Raw genomic sequence first — 19,098 nt, 5'->3', positions numbered from 1 at the left:
CCTCACTCGCCGACCGCGGTCTTGACCGCATAGACGTTCAGGTAAATACCCATTCCCAGCAGATTCATCAGGCCGTTGAACGGCATTTGCGCATATTTGACCAAACCGTTCAGCACCGCCGCCAGCCGGCCTTTGGCGCCCAAGCGTCGGGACAGCGCATCGAATGGGATCCGGGTAATCTGCTCGGTCTTCACCACCTGCAAACCGTTGCGTTCGAACAATGTGCGCAAGCCCTGCTCGGTAAAGAAATTGACGTGCTCCGGCACCCACAGGCAGGCATTTTCGTTGGCGCCCAGCAGCTTGACCAGAAACGAGGCGTAATTCGGCACTGCGCAGGCCAATACCCCGCCGGTCTCCAACAAGGCCGCCACCTTGCGCAGCGCTTGCTCCGGCTCCAGCAAATGCTCCAACACCTGCGACATCACCACCACGCCGAACAGCTCGTCGCTGCGGTAGTCTTCGAACATCACCGGCAACGGCAAATCGCCGTTCATTTGTTCGAATACATTGTTTTCGTAGGCGCCGGGGTTGATGCTGACCGTGCGGTAACCCAGCAGGCGCAAGGCCCGGGTGTAAAACCCGAATCCGGAGCCGATATCCAGCGCGCGGTAATTCAAGGTATTGTTGTAGCGGTCGGCATAGTGGGCGATGCGCTTCGCGTCCAGTTTGCAATTCGGATAAAGCTGCTCGCGCCGCAGCACTTCGTCCAAGCCGATCTCAGCGGTCAGAGCCTGACCGGAATGTCGATAAATCTGCTGCAACCACTCCCGGTGCGGCGGCTGATTCAGAAAGCCGGTGCCACACACCTGGCAGCGGTAAATCCGAAATTCTTCGGCATCGGCGTCGGCCGTGTACTGGTAGTGTTTGTGTCGCCAAAAGCGGATGCGTTCTCCGCCGCAGGCGACGCAATGGTGCAACAGTTCGCCGTAAGTTCGGTTAGCCATGCTGGCATAAGTCATCGTTTTCACAAGCATCCGCCATAAGTCGAAAAGATTTAATGTAAAAAAAAACCATCAGGCCGGCACCCGTAGCGCCGCGTCGGCGGCAGCCGAATCAGCCGGCTGCGGACCGGCGTCGCGCAGCCGCCAAGGTTTGGCCAACCAGGCCAATACCAAGGCTTCGATGCCGAAATACACCGGGTTGGCCCAAGCCGCGCCGGCCAAACCGTATTGCAGAATCAGCAACGGTAAGGCAGTGATAGCCGCCAGAGCCCCGCACAAACGCCCTTTCAGCAAAATCCGCGTGCGTTTTTCCGCCAGCAGCGGTTGCGCCCAAACCGTACCCAACGCATGCAGCAAACAGCCGCAGCCGATGGCCGGCAACAGGGCCGCGACCGGACGGTAGGCCTCGGCCAACAGCAGCCTCACCAGCCAATCGCCCAGCCAGGGCAAGGCCAGCAGGCCCAAGCCGCCGCCGGCCAGCAAACTGCGGGTCCATAACCGCAACACCGCGTGGGCGGGGCGGTACTCGCCGCCGGAAAACGCTTGAAAATAAGCCGGCTGGAAAGTCCTCAGCAACACCATCGCGCCGCGGTTGAAGGCTTCGTTGACCAGGGTGTAGCCGGCCGCATACAAACCGACATCGGCGGCGCCGAGGAAGTAGGCGATCGCATAACGGTCCCCCACGCCATTCAGCCAGAACACCAGCTCCATCGGAATCAAAGGCCAGGCATAATGCCAAATCTTGCCGGTAAACCGGCGCACACAGTCCCGAGTTGCCGCCCCGCCTGCGCCGGCACCACCAGGCCGCCACCAGAGCAGATTGGACAACAGGGTCGCCGCGGCATAGCCGGCCAGAATCCATTCCACTCGTGCTCCCAGGTAACTAACCGCGGCTACGGCCAGCGCCGGCCTTAAAATTGAGTCGCCGGTTTGCCACAACGCAGCCCGGCGTTGGCGGCGGCCGCCGATCGCCAGTTGCACGCCGAATTCGCGCCAGACCGTTACCGCCAGCAACGCGCCGGCCAGCAAGAACGGCATCATCTGCGTTTGGTTCAGGTGAGCGTAGTAGCCGCCACCGATCAGCAACAAACCAAGTGCCAACAAAGTCGCCTGCAAAGTCAAGCCGGCGACTGCCCGGTGAAGTTGGGCACTTTGGGCCGGGCCGGCGCACTCCGGCAGCCAGCGCATGCCGCCGCAGATAAACGGGTAGGAAAACGCGGCAACACCCAGCGCGACACAGCCGTTCAACAGTGCGACCTGGCCGAACACGTCCGGGGCCACCCGCTCGGTCAAAAGCCGCGTCCCCGCCAACAGCGCGATCGCCGAGGCCAATTGGCCGAACAAGGCCCAGAATGCGTCGCCGCATAAGCGCGATTGCCGCAACCGGATTAGCCTGCGCTTAACCATAAACCCTCGCCGGTTGCAGCCCGGGGTTCGCCGGCACCGTCGATTCGGGCTGACGGTGGTGTCCCAGCATCGCCCCCCATAAAAACATCAGCACCGCGTTCTGCGGAAAGTACTCCCATAAATTGAAGGTCAAACCGGCGACGAAAATGAACATCGCGACCAAGCCTTTGGCAGGGTGGACTGACATCCTTGTCGTTGCCCATAAAAAACCCAGATAGGCCAGCAAACCGATCAGGCCGTAGCCGTTCAATAAAAACAGATACAAACTGTCGGAATCGAACTGGCCGGGAAAATGCTCGGCGCCGAACAGCAAGTTAACGGTATTGGAACTCAAACCCAGGCCCCAACCGAACAGCAAATCGGCGGCATCGTGCACGTGGTTGGCGAATACCCGTTGCCACAGGGCGATGCGGCCGTCCTCGGTCGGATCGGCATCGTCGCGGCCGCTCAACAGCGGACTGGACGCCAGGATCAAGGCGCCGACCGCCAACATCGGCGCCGGCATCCACAAGGCCCAGCGGTCTCGCGGTCGCAACGCGGCATAAATTTGGAAAAATACCACCAGCAAGCCGCTGAGAAATGCGGTGCGCGAGCCGCTCAACAACGCCAGCAACACGCTCAGCGCCAGCCAGCGGCGCATGTCCGGCACTACGGCGAATACCAGCGCGCAAGTCGCCATCGCCGCGCCGAACAGATTCGGGCTGACGAAGCTACCGAACGGCCGGCCGCCGCCCAGCATCGACACGCCGAACAAGGGCGGCGCCCACAATGCCTGGGCCAGGGCCAGCCCGGCCTGTAATACCAGGTAGTAACGCAAACAGCGGGCGAACCGGCCGATCACCCAATCGGCCGCGCCGCGCCGACCGCAGACGAAGCCGATCAGCGCCAACGGCAAATATTCGAACACTCTGAGTCCGGTCATCGGCACCACCAGTGGCAAGTCCAGATACAGGGCGTAGCCGATTTCGAACAGTACGTATGCCGCCACCACGCTCAAAAACGCCAGCACCGGACCGCTGACGATGCCGTTGCGCAAGCGCGGCTCGGCCCAGGCGTAGCAAACCAGCAGCGTCAGCATCGCTTCGCGCAGCAAGCGCAGGCCCATGTCCTGTTCTCCGTAGACTTCCTTGATGCCGGCCCAGGCCGACTGCACCTGCGGCAACGCGGCGACGGTCGAAGTACAGACTAAGCCGAACAGCAACAGCGGCAGATCTTTTTCCAGCTTCAGTCGCATGGGAGCCTTAACCCCGCTCGTCGGTTTCGGCGGCGGCCGGTACCCAGTCCCGCTCCAGTTGCTTGGTCAGCCAATCGCCGACGGCATGGTATTTGTCGGTCCATCCGGCAGCGGCGGCCGGCTCCTGGTCGGCGCGTTGGTAGGCGTAGCCGTAGTACGGGTAGTAGGACGAGCCTTCCTTCATGTCGTTGATGATGAAGCCGTTCGGTTTGATGCCGACTTGCTGGAAACGGCGGGCGCTGACTTCCAGCTCCTGCGCGGTATAACGGCCTTCCTTGACCACCAGGAATGTGGCGTCGGCATGCTTGCCCAGAATCGCGGCGTCGGTGGCGCCCAGAATCGGCGGCGAATCAATGACGATGTGGTTGTAAAAGCTTTTCAGTTGCGCCAGGGTCTCCGCCAGTTCGCCCAGCACCAGCAATTCGGCCGGATTCAATACCATGTTGCCGCGCGGAATCAGATCGATACCGACTTCCGGCAGGCTGACGATGACTTCGCCCAGGCTGGCGCGGCCGGCCAACAGATCGGACAAACCGGGCTGTTTACCGATGCCGAAGGTTTCGTGCAGGCGGCCGTTACGCATGTCGGCGTCGATCACCAGCACCCGTTTCTTGATGCTGGCCAGCAGTGCCGCCAGGTTGGAGCTGACAAACGACTTGCCCATCGCCGGCGCCGGACTGCTGACCATGATGACCTTGCTTTCATGGTTGGCCAGCGTTGCCTCCAGCGTAGTGCGCAGGCCGCGCAGCGATTCGACCGAGATATCCAACGGATCTTCGTTGACCAAGATGCCGCCGTCTTTGTCGCGGCCGAGCAGACCGGCCAATTTGCGTTGTTTCTTGCTATGCGGAATCGCAGCGAACATCGGCAGCCCGACCTGGTATTCCAGCAAGGCCGGATAATTGTCGTGGCGTTGCAGCGAGTGGCGCAGGAACACCCATGCCGACCCCAGGCTCAGCCCCAACAGGCTGGCGATCGCCAGCAGCAGGCCCGGTTTCGGCCAATACGGCTTTTCCGGCGTCACCGCGAAATCGACGATCCGCGAGTTGCCCAAAGACCCGGCGGCGGCGATGCGCTGCTCCTGGGCGCTGTTCAGTAACGAGGTATACAGTTCGGTATTGACCTGCACATCGCGCGACAGGCTCACCATGTTTTGCTGAGTCTTTGGTAAATCCTTGATGCGTTTTTCCAGGGCCGCCAACTTGCCATTCACCCGCTTGATCTGGGCATTGGTAGCCATCATGTCGGGATGTTCGGACTCCAGCCGCTGGCTTTGCTCGTCGTATTTTTGCTTGAGCTGGATGCTCAGGGTTTCCATGTCCGAAGCCTGCTTCAACAGAATCTCGGCCTCGGCGGAAATGTCCACCGCGCCGTGCTGTTGCCGGTAGGCACTCAGGCCCTGCTCGGCTTTTTCCAGCCGCTCTTTGACGATCGGCAGTTGGCTTTCCAGAAAGGCCAATTTTTGCGAGGCTTCGGCCGATTCCCAATTCACCGTGGCGTTTACATAAATCGCGGCGATGTCGTTGACCGATTTGGCCAATTGCTCGGGATCGCGGCCTTTCAGTTCCACACTCAAAATGTCGGTATCCTTCGACACTTCCTTGACGGCAAAGGCTTTTTGCAAAGTTTCGATCGCCGATAACGCCGTACGCCGCACCAGCTCGAAATGGGTGCCGGGATGGGCGTCCAGGGCTTCGATTTTAATCGTCACCGGGGTTTTCTCGCCGATTTCGGCCGTGACGACCTGGCCGACTTCGCCGCTTAACAACTCGGCGCCGTTCGGTGCCAGGAGCTGGTAGCGGCCGTGTTCCAGTGCGATCAGGGTAAACTCCTTTTCCAAATAACGATCCGGAACCTCGAACGCCGCCACCTTGGCCTTCTCGCCGCCCCACGCCCAACGGCCGAAGCCCCACCAAGCACCGGCGACGCCGTCGTGGCGATCATGTTTACGGGCCAGGGTTTCGCCGATCAGCGGAAAATAACTGGGCTCGATTTCAATCGCCAGATTCAGATTGTCGACCACCTTACCCAGCACCGAACGCGAACGCAGAATCTCGACTTCGCGCTGCGCCCGCGGACTCTCGGCTTCAGCCGGAGTCTGATTGTTGTCGCCATGCAGATTGGCGGCCAACAAGGCTTTGTTCTTGTCTATGCGCAGCAAGGCATCGGCTTTGTAGGTCCGCGGCGCCAAAACCAGGTACACCAGCGTCACGGTCAACACCGCGGCGAGAGCGGTCAATAGGGTTTTACGGCCTTCGATCAGCAAATCCACATAGTCGCGAATGCTGACGCTCTGCTCTTGCAGGCGATTTGGATTCGGCAACGGTAACACCGGAACGGCTTCATTGGGTGGATACATACTTTTCACAACCTTTTCGCTTGAAAACATTCGATTCCCCTCTGCGCACATCAGCAGCCGGGGGCGATTTTTTAACTACATGCCCATCAGTGCCGCTTGCGACATGATCGCGGTAAACGATCCGGGCAGAATCTGGTTCAGCACCCGCGACCACTGGGTAACGCCGGCAGTACCGACAAACAAGGTGTCGTGGGCTTGCAGCGGAAATTGCTCGGCCAGGATCATCGCGTCGGGCGATTCGGCGTTGAGCTGGAAGATTTCCGGTTTCATATCACCGGCGCGCACCACATAAATGTCGCCCGGACGCGAGGTATTGAAGTCGACGCCGTAGGCCTCGGCCAATGCTTGCGCCAGACTCATCCGGCCTTTGTTGATCTGCACCGCCTGTTGCCGGCCGACCTCACCCATCACGTAGACTTTGCTGTCCTTCTGGTCGCCAACATTGAGCACATCGCCGTCTTTCAATAGCACGTTCTGCGTGGTCAACCCCTTTTCATACAGGGCTTGCACATCCAGTTTGTACAGTTTGCCGTCGCGGGCCAGCGCTACGTTGTTCATGTCCGAATCCTTGGTGGCGCCGCCGGCGCGGCTGATGGCCTCGGCCACGGTCAGCGGGGTTTCGTTCATGGCCAACACCCCCGGTTGCTTGACCTCGCCGACCACCGCCACCCGGTGAGCCTGAAACGACAACACCCGAATGTCGAGTTTGACCTTCTTGAAAAAACGCGACAATTCGCGGGTCAGCTCTTCGCGCACTTCCGGAATGGTCTTGCCGCCGACATGAAGATTGCCGACATAGGGGTAATACAGATCGCCGTTGTCGTCGACCACCTTACCTGCCATCTCCGGCAGAATTTTTTCACCGCCGGGATCGTTCAATTCCGGGTGCTCCCACACCGTAATCTGCAACCGGTCCTGCGGTCCGATCCGGTAACTGGTCTTGGTATTGTCCACCGGCAGCAATTGGCCGACCGCCTGTTGCCGGGCCACTTCCTTCTCGATGATCAGGTCGGCGGTGATCGGCATGACACGGACTTTCTCCTTTACCAACTGGCCGTCCTTTCGGGCCGGCAACTCGATTTCGGTCAAGCCGTTACTGTCGGTGTTCATGTCCATGCCGGGCGCCAGAAAACAACCCGGTAGCGCTAACGTCAACAGGATGGGAAGCAGTCTGTACATGCTCAGGTTTCCTTAATAGGCGTTTTTGTTGATAAAACCGGTCAGTACGGTGCGGAAGGCGATCTCGATATCGAACCACAACGACCAGTTCTGGATGTAATACAAATCGTGCTCGATGCGCCGGTTCAAGTCGGTGTCGCCGCGCCAGCCGTTGACTTGGGCCCAGCCGGTGATACCGGCCTTGACCATGTGTTTTTTCATGTAGTTGGGCACTTGTTCCTTGAACACTTCGACGAAGTCCGGCCGTTCCGGGCGCGGGCCGACCAAGGACATGTCGCCGCGCAAAACGTTGATCAATTGCGGCAATTCGTCCAGGCTGGTTTTGCGCAGGAAGCTGCCGAACGGAGTAGCCCGATTTTCGCCGGGCTTGGCCCAGACCGCGCCGGTTTTGGACTCGACATCCACCGGCATCGAGCGGAATTTCAGCATGGTAAATTTGCGGTTGTTCCAGCCCACCCTGACCTGACGGTAAAACACCGGGCCGGGCGAACTCAGCTTGACGCCGACAGCGATCAACAGCATCAGCGGGCTGATCAGCACCAGTAAAATCAACGCCAGCAAACGGTCTTCGACTTCTTTGATGTAGCGGTTGACGCCGTGCAGCGGCGACACCGAAAAATCCAGAGTCGGAATGCCGGCCACGGTGTTCAGGCTGAGAAACTTGCTTTGTTTAAAGGCAAAGCAATCGATTACCAGCCGGATGCTGACCGGCAAATGCCGCAATTGGTATTGGGCCCGCTCGGTCAGGGATTCGCCTTGATAAGCCACCCAGACCTCGTCGATAGCGTGCCGGTCGATCAGGGCCGGCAAGTCAGCCAATCTGCCCAGGCACGGCAGGTCATGGTCGTTCAGCGGCTGCCGACCGGCGCCGCGGTCGTCAACATAACCCACCGCCTGCAAACCGGCCCAGGGCGAATGGTTCAACTGCCGCGCCACCGCCACCGCCATTTGATTCAGGCCGACCATGATGATTTTGCCCTGCGACCAACCCCGTGCCCGCAGCCAACGCAAAACCTGCGACATCACCGAGCGCGCAGCCAGTACGCAAACCAAACCCAGCACACCCCAGGAGGCAATCCAGCGGTAACTGGAACCGAACCAGACATGCAAGCGCACCAGAAACACGATGGAAACCACCGCCAGCAGCGCGAGCACCCAGGCTCTAACGATGCGGGCGATCTCGCCGCGCATCGCATCGTTGCGCCAGGGCCGATAGACCTGGCCGATTTCGAAGAAAATGATGGCGCCCAACACGCCCAATGCGATCACGATCCGGTAATGCTGGTCGATCGCGTAATCGCGCAACCAGAAAAAATGCGCCGCCCAGGCAGCGGCTAACAGCATCGCCACGTCGATGATCCGCAAAAGCAGAATCACGGTATGGCCGTATTGGCGAAAGAGCCCGTTGAAGATATTTCCGAAGCCGAGTGGCATAGCGGCGTTCCCCCTGTTGCGTCTAGTTCCGAAGACTTAAGGACGCCATCCTTGGCATCCTCAACCTGTTGCCGGGTTTGCGATTCAGCAGTGCCGGCTTGGGTACAAAGCTTACCGGCGCAAAATGAGAGAAAACCTGGGGGTTTAATTAAGAGCAGATGAGAGAGAAATTAGAGTTGGATAAGCGAGCTGAACCGTTCAGCGTCATCGAGCTCAACCCAATCGCAGGCCCGGAAATGAACCGCTCCCGCTCAGTGAACGGATAGCCAAACAGCCCAGGATCATGCATTGAAATGGGCAGCTGCGGGAGCGCCCCTCGAATTCGGCGTTATTTTGTGCAGAGTCACATTGCCGAATCTCGGTTTTGCGGCATACCCAAAAGCCGGACACAACTCTCAATAAATTGAGACTCAATTTTCTTAAATATCTCCCGAACAGCAACTTCGCCAAAGCTGCAGGCCGATTCTGGTGCAGCAATTTTCAGGGGGATACATCAATGAACAACCAAACCTTCATCGCTTCCGCGCTACTCAGCTCGTTGTTGGGCTGCGCCGCAACATCTGAACAGACGGCATCGATAGACGCCGACCCCAGCCAAAGCTTACCGGCCACCGCAGCCGGCATTCCCACGGAGACTATCTACTTTGCATCACGCGAAGACGCGGAAAAGGCATTGGTCGGCTACAACTACGGCCTCACCATGCTCGCTGACGGCCGGGTACAGGCCTTTGTCTCCGGGTTGAACGGTTCCGGTCAGTCCAATCCGTTGTCGGTAATCAACGACAATGCCCAAAAATCCTTGTCCAATGCCACCCAAGCTAGCCAAACTGCGGAATCCGAAACCCCGTTTCCGACGATTACCCTGCCCGGCAATGTGAACGGCCAAGCCGCCATCGACGCATTGGGCAGTAACTTGCCGCTGGTGGCTCAGGCTTACGACATGTCCGCCGAACGCCTGGAAAACATTCTGCAAACCGACCAAACCGCGTGGATAGACCAAGGCGGCCGCTTGCTTTACGTCGAATCCGATACCAAGCCGGTACCCGAACCGCAGGGCGGGAACAGCGCCGCTAACGAAGCCTACGCAACCACGGCCGAATCTTCGACCTTTTCATCGTTGGCAACCTCGACGGCAGATCCGTTTGCATTGCACAGTAAACCCGGCTCGAACCGGGTCATTTATCTGGATTTCAACGGCCACGTCGCCAGCAACACGGCCTGGAACAGCGGCACGTTGACTGCTCAGGCCTACGATACCGACGGCAATCCGGGCGCATTCAGTAGCGCGGAGTTGAGTAATATCCGCGAAATTTGGCAACGCGTCGCTGAAGATTATGCGCCGTTCGATGTGGACGTCACTACCCAAGAGCCGACGGCGGGTGCGCTGCAACGCACCAGCAGCAGCGATGCTCAGTACGGTACCCGAGCGGTGATCACCCGCTCCATGCCGGAACTTTGCAGCCAGTCCTGCGGTGGCGTGGCTTATGTCAATGTTTTCTCATACTATTCCTCCACCACGCCGGACCGTTACCAACCCGCCTGGGCGTTCTTCGATAAATTGGGCAACGGTTTTCCGAAATATGTTGCCGAAGCGGTATCGCACGAAGTCGGGCATAACCTGAACCTGAATCACGATGGCACATCGACCGTCGGCTATTACTCCGGCCATGGCAGCGGTGCCACCGGTTGGGCGTCGATTATGGGAGTCGGCTATTACAAACCGGTGTCGCAGTGGAGCAAAGGCGAGTATCCCGACGCCAATAATCTACAGGACGATATCGCGGTCATCAGCGCGGCCGGCATTCCGATCCGCGCAGACGACTATCCGAGCACAACCGCAAGCGCCGCGCCGCTGTCAGGCGATGCCGCTGCCGTATCGCAAACCGGCGTGATCGAGCGCAATACCGATGTCGACGTGTTTACCTTCTTTACCGACGGCGGCAACGTGCAGTTCAACGTCGGTTCCGGTTCTGTGGCTCCGAATCTGGATATTTCGCTGAAACTGGTCGACAGTGCCGGCAATACCGTGAGCGCGGCAAATCCGGCGGATAGCCTGTCCGCGGCAGTAACCGCGACCTTGCCTGCCGGCCAATATTTTCTGCAAGTGGAAGGCGTCGGATTCGGCGACTTGACGACCGGCTACTCCGACTACGGCAGCGTTGGGCAATATCAAATCACCGGCAACTACCCGAAAAGCTCGACCACGCTGGTTTCACCCACCGCGGTAATTTCCGCATTGCCGACCAGCGGCGATGCACCGCTGACCACCACCTTCAACGGCTCTGGCTCCAGCGACCAGGACGGCAGCATCGTCAGCTACGACTGGAACTACGGCGACGGCAGCAGCAACGGCAGTAGCAGCAGTGCAAGCCACGTCTACAACACACCGGGCAGCTATACGGCAACTTTGATCGTAACCGACAATAGCGGCTTGAAAAACAGCACCACGCAAACGGTTAACGTGACGCAAACACCGGTCGCGGCGAACATGAAGGTAGGCAGTACAAAGATCTCGCGTAAATTATTGAGCCGGGGCAAGTCACAGTGCGTGGCCAGTGTCACGGTCAACTACGGCACGTCCGGCGTCGCCAGCGCGACGGTATATGGAAACTGGAGCGGTTCGGTCGCCACAACATCGGGCTCCACTACGGTGACGGGCAAAACGTCCGGAACCACGGCAACCAACGGCAACGTCAGCATCAGCAGTTCGACTTTGCCGAGCAGCACCTCCGGTACCTGCGCATTCACGGTCACCAACGTCGTCAAATCCGGCTTCAGTTACGACGGTAGCGGTCAAGTTGCGGGCAGCTTTTCCTGGTAAGGCACCAGCAGTATGCAACGGGCGCGGTTAACGCCGCGCCTAGTTTGCGATTCCACTCGCCGCCAACGGGTATCCAAAACAGATACCCGTTGGGCTCCAACATTCCGGCCACAACGGCACATCCCCTTAGCCCGCAGTCAAAAGACGGTAAATGGCCTCGGGTAAAACATACACCGGGCTAGCCGAAATCGGCACGCCGGCGATACCTGACGCATCGGTCGCCAATTTCCGCATCTGCCCGACCACATCCACCAAAACCCATTGCCGCTCAGAGTCGAGTTGTACCGGCCACACACCCTCGCCTTGCTCGCGCCAAAGCATCAGGATTTCGCCGAAATAACCGGCCTGGACGTTGGCGTCGTAGGTAGCGACCGGCCGATACGGCAGGCCGTCGATCAGCGCGCTGGCGGTGTACAGCGCCGCTTCGCCGGGTTTGTGACCGAGCGAATAATCCCAGATTCGGCCGTAAGCCAGGTCGTATTCATGGGCGATGCAAAACGCCACGCCCAGATAATCAGGGCGGCTATTCACCCAAGCCACGATTTTGGCCACCTGCTCCGCCTGCCAGCGCCGACCGCTGAAACCGTGCATGGCCTTAGCGCCGGTTTCGCCCAGCCAGAACGGCAATTTATTGGTTTTACCCAGGCTGGCATGAGCCGCCAACACGCCGCGCTCGTCTTCCAACTCGCCGTTGCCGATCGGCCCGCCGAAGCGCGGCGGCCGTTGCGGGTAGGCGTGCACGTCCCAGGCATCCTGGACATTATCCAAACCCAGTTGCAACACCTGCTTGAACCAGTCGCCCTCACCCGGCCGCACCAGGCTGCCGCCCAGGTAATGGGCATCGTTGCGGGCTTGATGGACCATTTGGTATTCCGACTTCGCCCGTTCCAGCCAATGCGTAGGTTCGCGCAGTTTTTGCCATTCCGGCTCGTGGCGAATGTCGATCTCGTTGCTAGCTTTGAAGAAGCGGGTAAAACCGGCGGCAGCATCAACAAAACGGCGGCCGTCTTCAGGTTTGTCGTTCAGCCAATGGCTGTCGCCGGATGAATCGGCAAACAGGTCCAGACCGCGCTGTTTGGCTTGCTCCCACAATAGCCGGTATTGCGGATCGAAGCCCGGATAACTAGCCAGGCTTCTGAAAATGCCCATCCGCTCCAGCCAATCGAAGTAAGCGCCGGTTTGGCGGAAACTTTTGTCGCCGTCAGCCAAGGCATAGTAATCGTTGTTCCAGACTTTCTTTTGCACCAGCCGTTGCTTTTGGGCGTTGTTGCCGGCGACGACGCTAAAACCGTCGGCCGGATAGTGCATGATCGGCCGGCCGTCTTCGGTGTACAAAGACGGATATATGGCGTAATAGCCGGGCTGGTCGAGTTTGCCGAAATCGGCTTCGACCTGGCCGGGGAAGCGGCTGCGAATCTCCCGCTCGGCGATTTGCCGACCGCTGTAATCGACCAACCGCAGACGCAATTTGGCCGGGAAGCGCGGCAGCGGCGTCTCCAGTTTGGCTTCCTCCAAAATCGGCTGCCAGCGCAGATCGATACTCAGCTTGATCGGCTCACCGGGATGCGGAAGATTGGCCGGGGCAGTATTGAAAATCACCGGCCTGAGTTTGGCGGCGATCTGGTTCAGGGCCAGATCGGCATCAGGATCGGCGGTTTGCGTCCGCAGGCCTTCGAGAGGCTTGCCGCCGGCGTCGCTGAACAGCCCGGCAAAGTAAAAGCGCTGGCCCTGATCGTGTTGCATCACCAGTTTCACCAGCAAGCTATGCCAACCCGGCGTCAAATTTAACGCGGCCACTTGCGGCGCTTGCGGCCGCTCGGCGCTGGCGGTGGCCAGCAAGCCTTCTGTGGTCAAGCCGTGCAGCAGGGCTTGAGCTTGAGCGCCCAGCGAGGCCTTGAAGCCCGCTGGCGGTAGTCCGTCATCCGTCAGAGGCAATGCCTGCCCGTCCAGCCAGGCTGCCGCTTTAATGCCGGACTGGTGCAGATGCAATTGTGCTTGCAGAGGACGGTCGGCGTGCAGATAAAGTTGTGCGTAGCCGGTGCCGCGCGACCAGCCGTAGGCGTGTTCGGTGCTGTCCACAATCGTGGTTTCACCGTTGGCATCGGTCGCCGCCACCTGCCAGTTGCGTAGTTTACCCCCCATCATTGCCAGACTCAGATAGGACTGATCGGGATTGGGCCTGGCTATAGTTTCCGTGTCCAAACCAAATACCGACAGACCGGCTTGACCGTCCTGCAAACCGCCGACCAGCCAGGCGGCCGGGATGCCGTTTTTTAACAGCACTGGCGTTGGCGCCGGGATTGCAACAGGTTGCGGCATCCAGCCGATTTGGTCCGGCTCGGCTAGAAATTTTGCCACGCTTGCTGCGTCGTCCGGCTGAGTCAAAACGCCCAGCACGGTGTGATGATCGTCGGTGACGATGGCCGCCGGCAATGTCGGCAGATTCAGATCGCGCGCCATGGTTTCGGCGGCTTGGCCGATCAAATAAGTCACCGGCATGTTTTGATAATGTGCTCTTGCCGCATCGGCGGCCAAACCGCGCAACAAACGCTCGCCGTGTGCGCCGCTACCGTCCAGTACCAACAAACGCCGCGGGCCTTTGGCATCAGGTCTGGTCAAAGCCAAAAACCGGTTGCGCAGTTGCGCCTGCTCGCCGGTCATCGCCGCGGCCAGCGGCTGTTGCAATTGCAGTAAAAAGGCGTCGAACACCTTGGCGCCGTCGGCCTTGCCGCTGTTTTCAATGTTCAGCCAGCGGTCGCCGGGCAACAAAGTCAAAGTCTCGGCGGCGGGCAGCCATTGATATTGCCACGGCGTGGTGTTGGTCAGGGCAAATTCGCCGCGGCTCGCCAACTCCTCCGGCTTGGCACCGGCCTTGACGCTAAAGCGCTGCTCGACTTGCGAGACCTCGCCGCCGCTTTTGTAGCGGGCCCACAACCGGTATTGGCCGGGCTTGCTGTCCGGAGGCAACGCAAAACGGAAGCTGCCGCTCCAGTCACCGAAGCCGGAATGGAACAACAAGGCTTCGTCCTGCTCGATCGCCAACGCACCGGTATTGGTGCCGGCCTCGGCCGTGCCCTGCACCGCCGTCAGATGGTCCGGTTTCGGCAAATCCAGCAAAGCCGGGGCCTTGCCCAGTTCCAGCAGTAGCGCCGGTTGATTGGCGGTCGCGGTCACCGGCAATTCCGCCCACGGCGATGCCAGTAAAAACGCATCGAACACCTTGGCATCGTGGCCGGCGCCAATGTTGCGCACTTCGATGACCCGGTCACCAGACTTGAGTTGAATCGGTTCCGGACCGCTCAACCAGGCGTAATCCCAGCCTTTCGGCGTCAGTTGTAAGCTGCCGCGCTGTTGCAGATGGTTAACATCCGGCCCGGCCCATATAGCAAAGGTCTGCCGGCACACCGCCGGATCGCCACCCTGACGCCAGCGCGCCCAAAACCGAAAATCGCCGGAGACGGCCTGAGTCAAATGGAAGCGAAACGCCGCCCGCCATTGACCAAAGCCCGGATGCAATACGTTGACCGCCTCCGGCTCGACTTGCCAAGCAACCCCGTGCTGAAAATCTGGCAACAGTTGGCCAGAAACAGCTAGTACATTCGCTATTAAGCGGGATGGAGCGCTTGCCGCGCTGCCAAGTTCGAGTAACACGACCGGCTGACCGGTTAGCGCCGAAACCGGTATCCCTGCCACCTCGCCGCCATCGGCAATCGCCGGTCGCGCACCGGCGATTGCCAACCATGCGACAACCGGTATGGCCAAGCGACACCCCCGAATTCGGGGGGATGGGAATGTTCGCCAAGACACCAGATAATGCGAAATCTCGGCGGCGAATTGCCGTAGAACGGCCAATGAAAAAATAAGCATGCAAGTCCTTGTCGATTAGCAACACTCCGGGCAGCCCCGGAATCGTAAACATCCCTGTAAACTGCATCATATGACAATCCGCATCGTTTTCCGACAACCGGGAAACGCCAAGGCCGACGCAATACCACTGACAACGCAAATACGATTTTTTGCAGGCCCCGTCACGAATTTCATCAGCCAAGCTATACTATTGCGGATTTACAGACGCTGTCGCCAAGGATGAAATTCAAAAACCTGCTGTCTCTGAAATCCCTGATTGTGCTGGGATTTGTCATTGCCGTGATCCCGCTGTTCCTGGCCGTGATGTACGCTGCATTCGGCATGCGCCAGACTTCGGCTTTGGGCCGAACCGTCAATTCGCAAGTATTCGAACAAACCAAAACCATCCGCTTGGTATTGCAACGAGCCTCCGATATCGAGCGCAAAGCCAAGTTGTTCGTGCTGCTATCCGACCCCGAATTGCGCCAACCTTACGAACGCCAGTCCTACGAAACCGTCCGCGCTTCGTTCAAACAGGCATTGAGCGATCTGTTGAAACTGCAGGTCGACAACCGCATCGCGTTGCTGGTCAACGAATTGTCGGAAAAGGAAAACCTGATCTACCAGCAAATCATCGGTTCAGAGGGCGACAACAACCTGAAACTGCCGCTGGACGAGGCCTTTCAAGGGCTGCGCGAATCGTCATACACGCTGTCGCGCGAGTTCGAAAGCCACGTCGATCATGAATTCAACGAGCTCCGGCAAATGTCGGAATCGCTGGAGCAAGGCTTGTTAATCAGAGGCGCCGCGCTGTTGGCCTTGTCGTCAGCCGCAATTGCGCTGCTGTTGCTGGTGATTTCGCGCTCGATGCGACAATTGGATTCCTCGATCCGACGTTTGGGTGCCGGGGAACTGAAGGAGCCGGTAGCCGTCAGCGGTCCGTCCGATTTGGCGTTTCTCGGCAACCGCCTGGAATGGTTGCGCACCCGGCTGATGGAGCTGGAATCGTCGAAGCAGCAATTCATCCACAACGTCGCCCACGAAATCGAGGCGCCGCTGGCCGGCATCCGCTATGGCGCCGAACAAATGGCCGACGAGGCCGAACTGGACGGCAATCTGCGCCAACAGGACATCGTCCGCAAGCTGGGCGCCAACATCGACAAACTGCAAGCCGTTTCGGACGACTTGCTGCGTTACAGCAAATTGAGCGCGCAAAGCGAAGCCAAACGCAAACAAACTTTGAATATGAAGGAGTTGCTGGAAACGGTGGTCGCCGAGTTTCAACCGGCGCTGGCAACCAAATCGATCGAAATGCGCATGTTGTTGCGGCCGGTGCATATTTCCGGCAACGCCCCGCAACTGCGCGGCATCATTGAGCAACTGCTGGACAATGCGGTGAAATTTTCGCCGCCGAAAGGCGAAATCCGCATCATGCTGCGAGACACCGGCACTCAGATGGAACTGGAAGTCGAAGACGAAGGCCCGGGAATTCCACTGGACGAACGGGCGCACGCCTTCGAACCGTTCTACCGCGGCAAGGCGGCGCAGGCCGAGGACATTCCGGAAGGTCCGGGCCTGGGGCTGGCCATCGTCAAGGAATACGTCGCCAACCACCAGGGCAATGTCGAAATCATCGACGCCCGACAAGACCAACACGGCGCCCGTATCCGGGTGCAATTGCCGCTAAACGGGGAGTTCTAAACCAACCATGACGTTTTTCAACCCGCGCCTGTTACTACCGGCGCCGCTGATTCTATTATTCGCCGGCTGCGCCGAAGTCGATTCCAACGTGCGGCAGGGGCCGCCGGTGGCCGCCGCCGCACCGACCGTCCATTCCGACTTCGAGGATTTGCTGGATTTCGGCGCCAACCTGGCGGCGATGAACAGCCAAGGCCGAAGCGAAACCTGCCGCGGCCTGGCGAAACGGCATAAGGAAAACCCGGACAAGACCATAACCCTGCAATTGATGACCGGCCGCCTGTTGTCGGACGCCTGCGGCGACATCCCGAAAATCCTGGACGAATTGGCCGACATCCCGCCGGAAAGCTACGCCGATGACCGCACCCGCCGACTGGTGGCGATCCATACCGAAGCCTTGAAGCGGATCAACAGCACCAACAAGAAAGTCGGATCATTGGAACGCAAGCAAAAATCGGTGCAGAACGTGCTGGATGCCAAGGAAACCGCCGGTTCGAAAAAAACCGAATCGCACCTGCTGCGGGAAAAGCTGGAAGCCATCCGTTCCATGGAAAAACAGTTGGACGAAACCGGCGACGCCAAATAGCAGCCATGTTTCGGTTTCGGCTGGCCATCGTCATGTTCATTTCGTTCGGCTTCGTCCTCAGCCTGGGCGTGGCCCTGTATCTGGGCGCCGACGAAATGGCCCTGCACTTCCAGCACAGCCAGACTGCTTACGAAACCTTCGACGATTACGAACAGTTGTCGCAGGAAGCCTACCGCCATTTCAAACAGCGGATGGACCGGCTGATTACCGCGAATCCGAATTCGGAAACCGGCGTCGAATCGTCCAAGCGGCGGCTGCAAGCAGCGATCCAGGCGCTGAGGGACACCGCGGTCAAGGAACCGGTGATCGGCGGCGAGACTTGGGTCGACAAGCCGGCCGAGCTGGAACGCGTCGCCCATTTGACGGCGTTTTTGGAAGCCAGCGAATACCGCTTCGAAGAGGTGGAGCGCTTGCGCCTGCAAGGCAAACTGGCGAACGCCGTGCAGGCCTTGACCAAATTTACCGAAGAGGAAATCGACGGCAAATTTCAGCCCTTGATCGATGCCGCGATCGACGCCGAACGCGAAAAGGCCAAGCAAGCCAAGCGCGAATTGGAAAGCCTGGTCCGCCAGTCGCGGCTGACCGCTATCCTGGCGTCCGTGACGGCCGCGCTGTTCAGCCTGATGTCCGGCATCCTGTTGATGCGTCGCTTCCGCCGGCCGATCCAGGCTCTGATGAAAGGTACCGACGAAATCGCCAGCGGCAATCTGGAATACCGGATCAAACTCTATACCCGCGACGAATTCGCTTATCTGGCCAGCCACTTTAATCAAATGGCGCAAGAGCTTGAAGTTCAACAAAACAAGTTGCGCGAAAGCCGGGCGGTACTGGAGCAACGGGTAGCGGAACGGACCTTGGAATTGAATCTGCTGAACGAGGAATTGAAGCGGATGGACAAGGCCCGCCGCGAGTTTTTGGCCGACATCAGCCACGAATTGCGGACGCCGATTACGGTAATCCGCGGCGAGGCCGAAGTCACCTTACGCGGCGAAGATCGCCATACCGAAGAATACAAGGATGCATTACAACGCATCGTCGAGCTGGCGATGCAGCTTGGCAAATACGTCAACGATTTGCTGTTTCTGGCCCGTGCCGAAACCGCCCATCTCCAATTCGAGTGGGGCAAGGTCGATCTGGCCGAGCTGGTCGGCAATGCGGTCGAGGACTTTCAGGTCATGGCCGAGGAGCGTTCGCTCAGCGTATCGTTCTCGGGTCCGGAGCACCCGGTCTGGGTACGCGGCGATAAGCAGCGCTTAAGACAGGTGCTATTTATTTTGGGAGAAAATGCGTGCCGCTACTCAAATCCCGGGGGGCATATTTCGGTAGCCTTATGGGTGCAGGGTAAGGAAGCGAGTTTCAGCCTTACCGACCAGGGGATCGGTATTCCCAGCGGAGATTTGGAACGCATTTTCGAGCGACACTTCCGTAGCGATAACGCGCAAAGTTCGCGCGACGAAGGCTCCGGCCTGGGCCTGCCGATGGCAAAATCGATTACAAAAGCGCACGGCGGGCGCGTTGCGGTGGACAGCCGGGAGAACCTCGGCTCGACCTTTACCGTAACTTTGCCGTTGCTACCCAGTACATAGGAATAAG

General features: G+C 59.1%; 11 protein-coding genes. 4 read left to right on the top strand and 7 right to left on the bottom strand.

The window, feature by feature from the left end:
• Window positions 1–2: 2 nt before the first annotated feature.
• The 6 genes from AC0IM9_RS03590 to AC0IM9_RS03565 all read right to left on the bottom strand — a co-directional run bounded on the left by AC0IM9_RS03590 (window position 3) and on the right by AC0IM9_RS03565 (window position 8,554).
• Window positions 3–959 carry a class I SAM-dependent methyltransferase gene (locus AC0IM9_RS03590; protein ID WP_482803313.1) on the bottom strand — a complete coding sequence of 319 codons (957 nt, stop codon included), beginning with the start codon at window positions 957–959 and terminating at the stop codon, window positions 3–5.
• A 54-nt stretch (window positions 960–1,013) separates the two neighbouring features.
• Window positions 1,014–2,348: a lipopolysaccharide biosynthesis protein gene (locus AC0IM9_RS03585; protein ID WP_482803084.1), complete on the bottom strand. Its 1,335-nt coding sequence runs from the start codon at window positions 2,346–2,348 to the stop codon at window positions 1,014–1,016.
• Window positions 2,341–3,582 (bottom strand): O-antigen ligase family protein, encoded by a 1,242-nt coding sequence (locus tag AC0IM9_RS03580; RefSeq protein WP_482803083.1) that lies wholly within the window; start codon window positions 3,580–3,582, stop codon window positions 2,341–2,343. The genes AC0IM9_RS03585 and AC0IM9_RS03580 overlap by 8 nt, the downstream gene beginning before the upstream one ends.
• Window positions 3,583–3,589: 7 nt before the next feature.
• Window positions 3,590–5,941, bottom strand: coding sequence for a polysaccharide biosynthesis tyrosine autokinase (locus tag AC0IM9_RS03575; protein WP_482803082.1), 2,352 nt, complete (start codon window positions 5,939–5,941; stop codon window positions 3,590–3,592).
• Between the two features lie 75 nt (window positions 5,942–6,016).
• Complete coding sequence (locus AC0IM9_RS03570) at window positions 6,017–7,120, bottom strand: polysaccharide biosynthesis/export family protein (RefSeq protein ID WP_445371219.1); 1,104 nt, start codon at window positions 7,118–7,120, stop codon at window positions 6,017–6,019.
• A gap of 12 nt (window positions 7,121–7,132) precedes the next feature.
• Window positions 7,133–8,554 carry an undecaprenyl-phosphate glucose phosphotransferase gene (locus AC0IM9_RS03565; RefSeq protein ID WP_482803081.1) on the bottom strand — a complete coding sequence of 474 codons (1,422 nt, stop codon included), beginning with the start codon at window positions 8,552–8,554 and terminating at the stop codon, window positions 7,133–7,135.
• A gap of 496 nt (window positions 8,555–9,050) precedes the next feature.
• On the opposite strand from AC0IM9_RS03565, the gene AC0IM9_RS03560 reads away from it, so the two are divergent.
• Entirely contained in the window at window positions 9,051–11,375 is a 2,325-nt protein-coding gene (locus tag AC0IM9_RS03560; RefSeq protein WP_482803080.1) for a PKD domain-containing protein, read from the top strand.
• 126 nt (window positions 11,376–11,501) lie between these two features.
• On the opposite strand, the gene AC0IM9_RS03555 is transcribed toward AC0IM9_RS03560, so the two are convergent.
• Window positions 11,502–14,948, bottom strand: a complete 3,447-nt coding sequence (locus AC0IM9_RS03555; RefSeq protein WP_482803079.1) for a hypothetical protein — start codon at window positions 14,946–14,948, stop codon at window positions 11,502–11,504.
• A gap of 513 nt (window positions 14,949–15,461) precedes the next feature.
• On the opposite strand from AC0IM9_RS03555, the gene AC0IM9_RS03550 reads away from it, so the two are divergent.
• The 3 genes from AC0IM9_RS03550 to AC0IM9_RS03540 are packed head-to-tail and all read left to right on the top strand — an operon-like array spanning window position 15,462 to window position 19,091.
• A complete protein-coding gene (locus tag AC0IM9_RS03550; RefSeq protein ID WP_278211196.1) occupies window positions 15,462–16,922 on the top strand; it encodes a sensor histidine kinase in 1,461 nt (486 codons plus the stop codon).
• A 7-nt stretch (window positions 16,923–16,929) separates the two neighbouring features.
• A complete protein-coding gene (locus AC0IM9_RS03545; RefSeq protein ID WP_278211195.1) occupies window positions 16,930–17,505 on the top strand; it encodes a hypothetical protein in 576 nt (191 codons plus the stop codon).
• Between the two features lie 32 nt (window positions 17,506–17,537).
• Window positions 17,538–19,091 (top strand): sensor histidine kinase, encoded by a 1,554-nt coding sequence (locus AC0IM9_RS03540; protein ID WP_278211194.1) that lies wholly within the window; start codon window positions 17,538–17,540, stop codon window positions 19,089–19,091.
• The last annotated feature ends 7 nt before the right edge of the window (window positions 19,092–19,098 follow it).

The sequence above is a fragment of the Methylomonas sp. Uni0011 genome, assembly GCF_056850255.1.
This window is presented reverse-complemented; position numbering and strand designations above follow the sequence as displayed.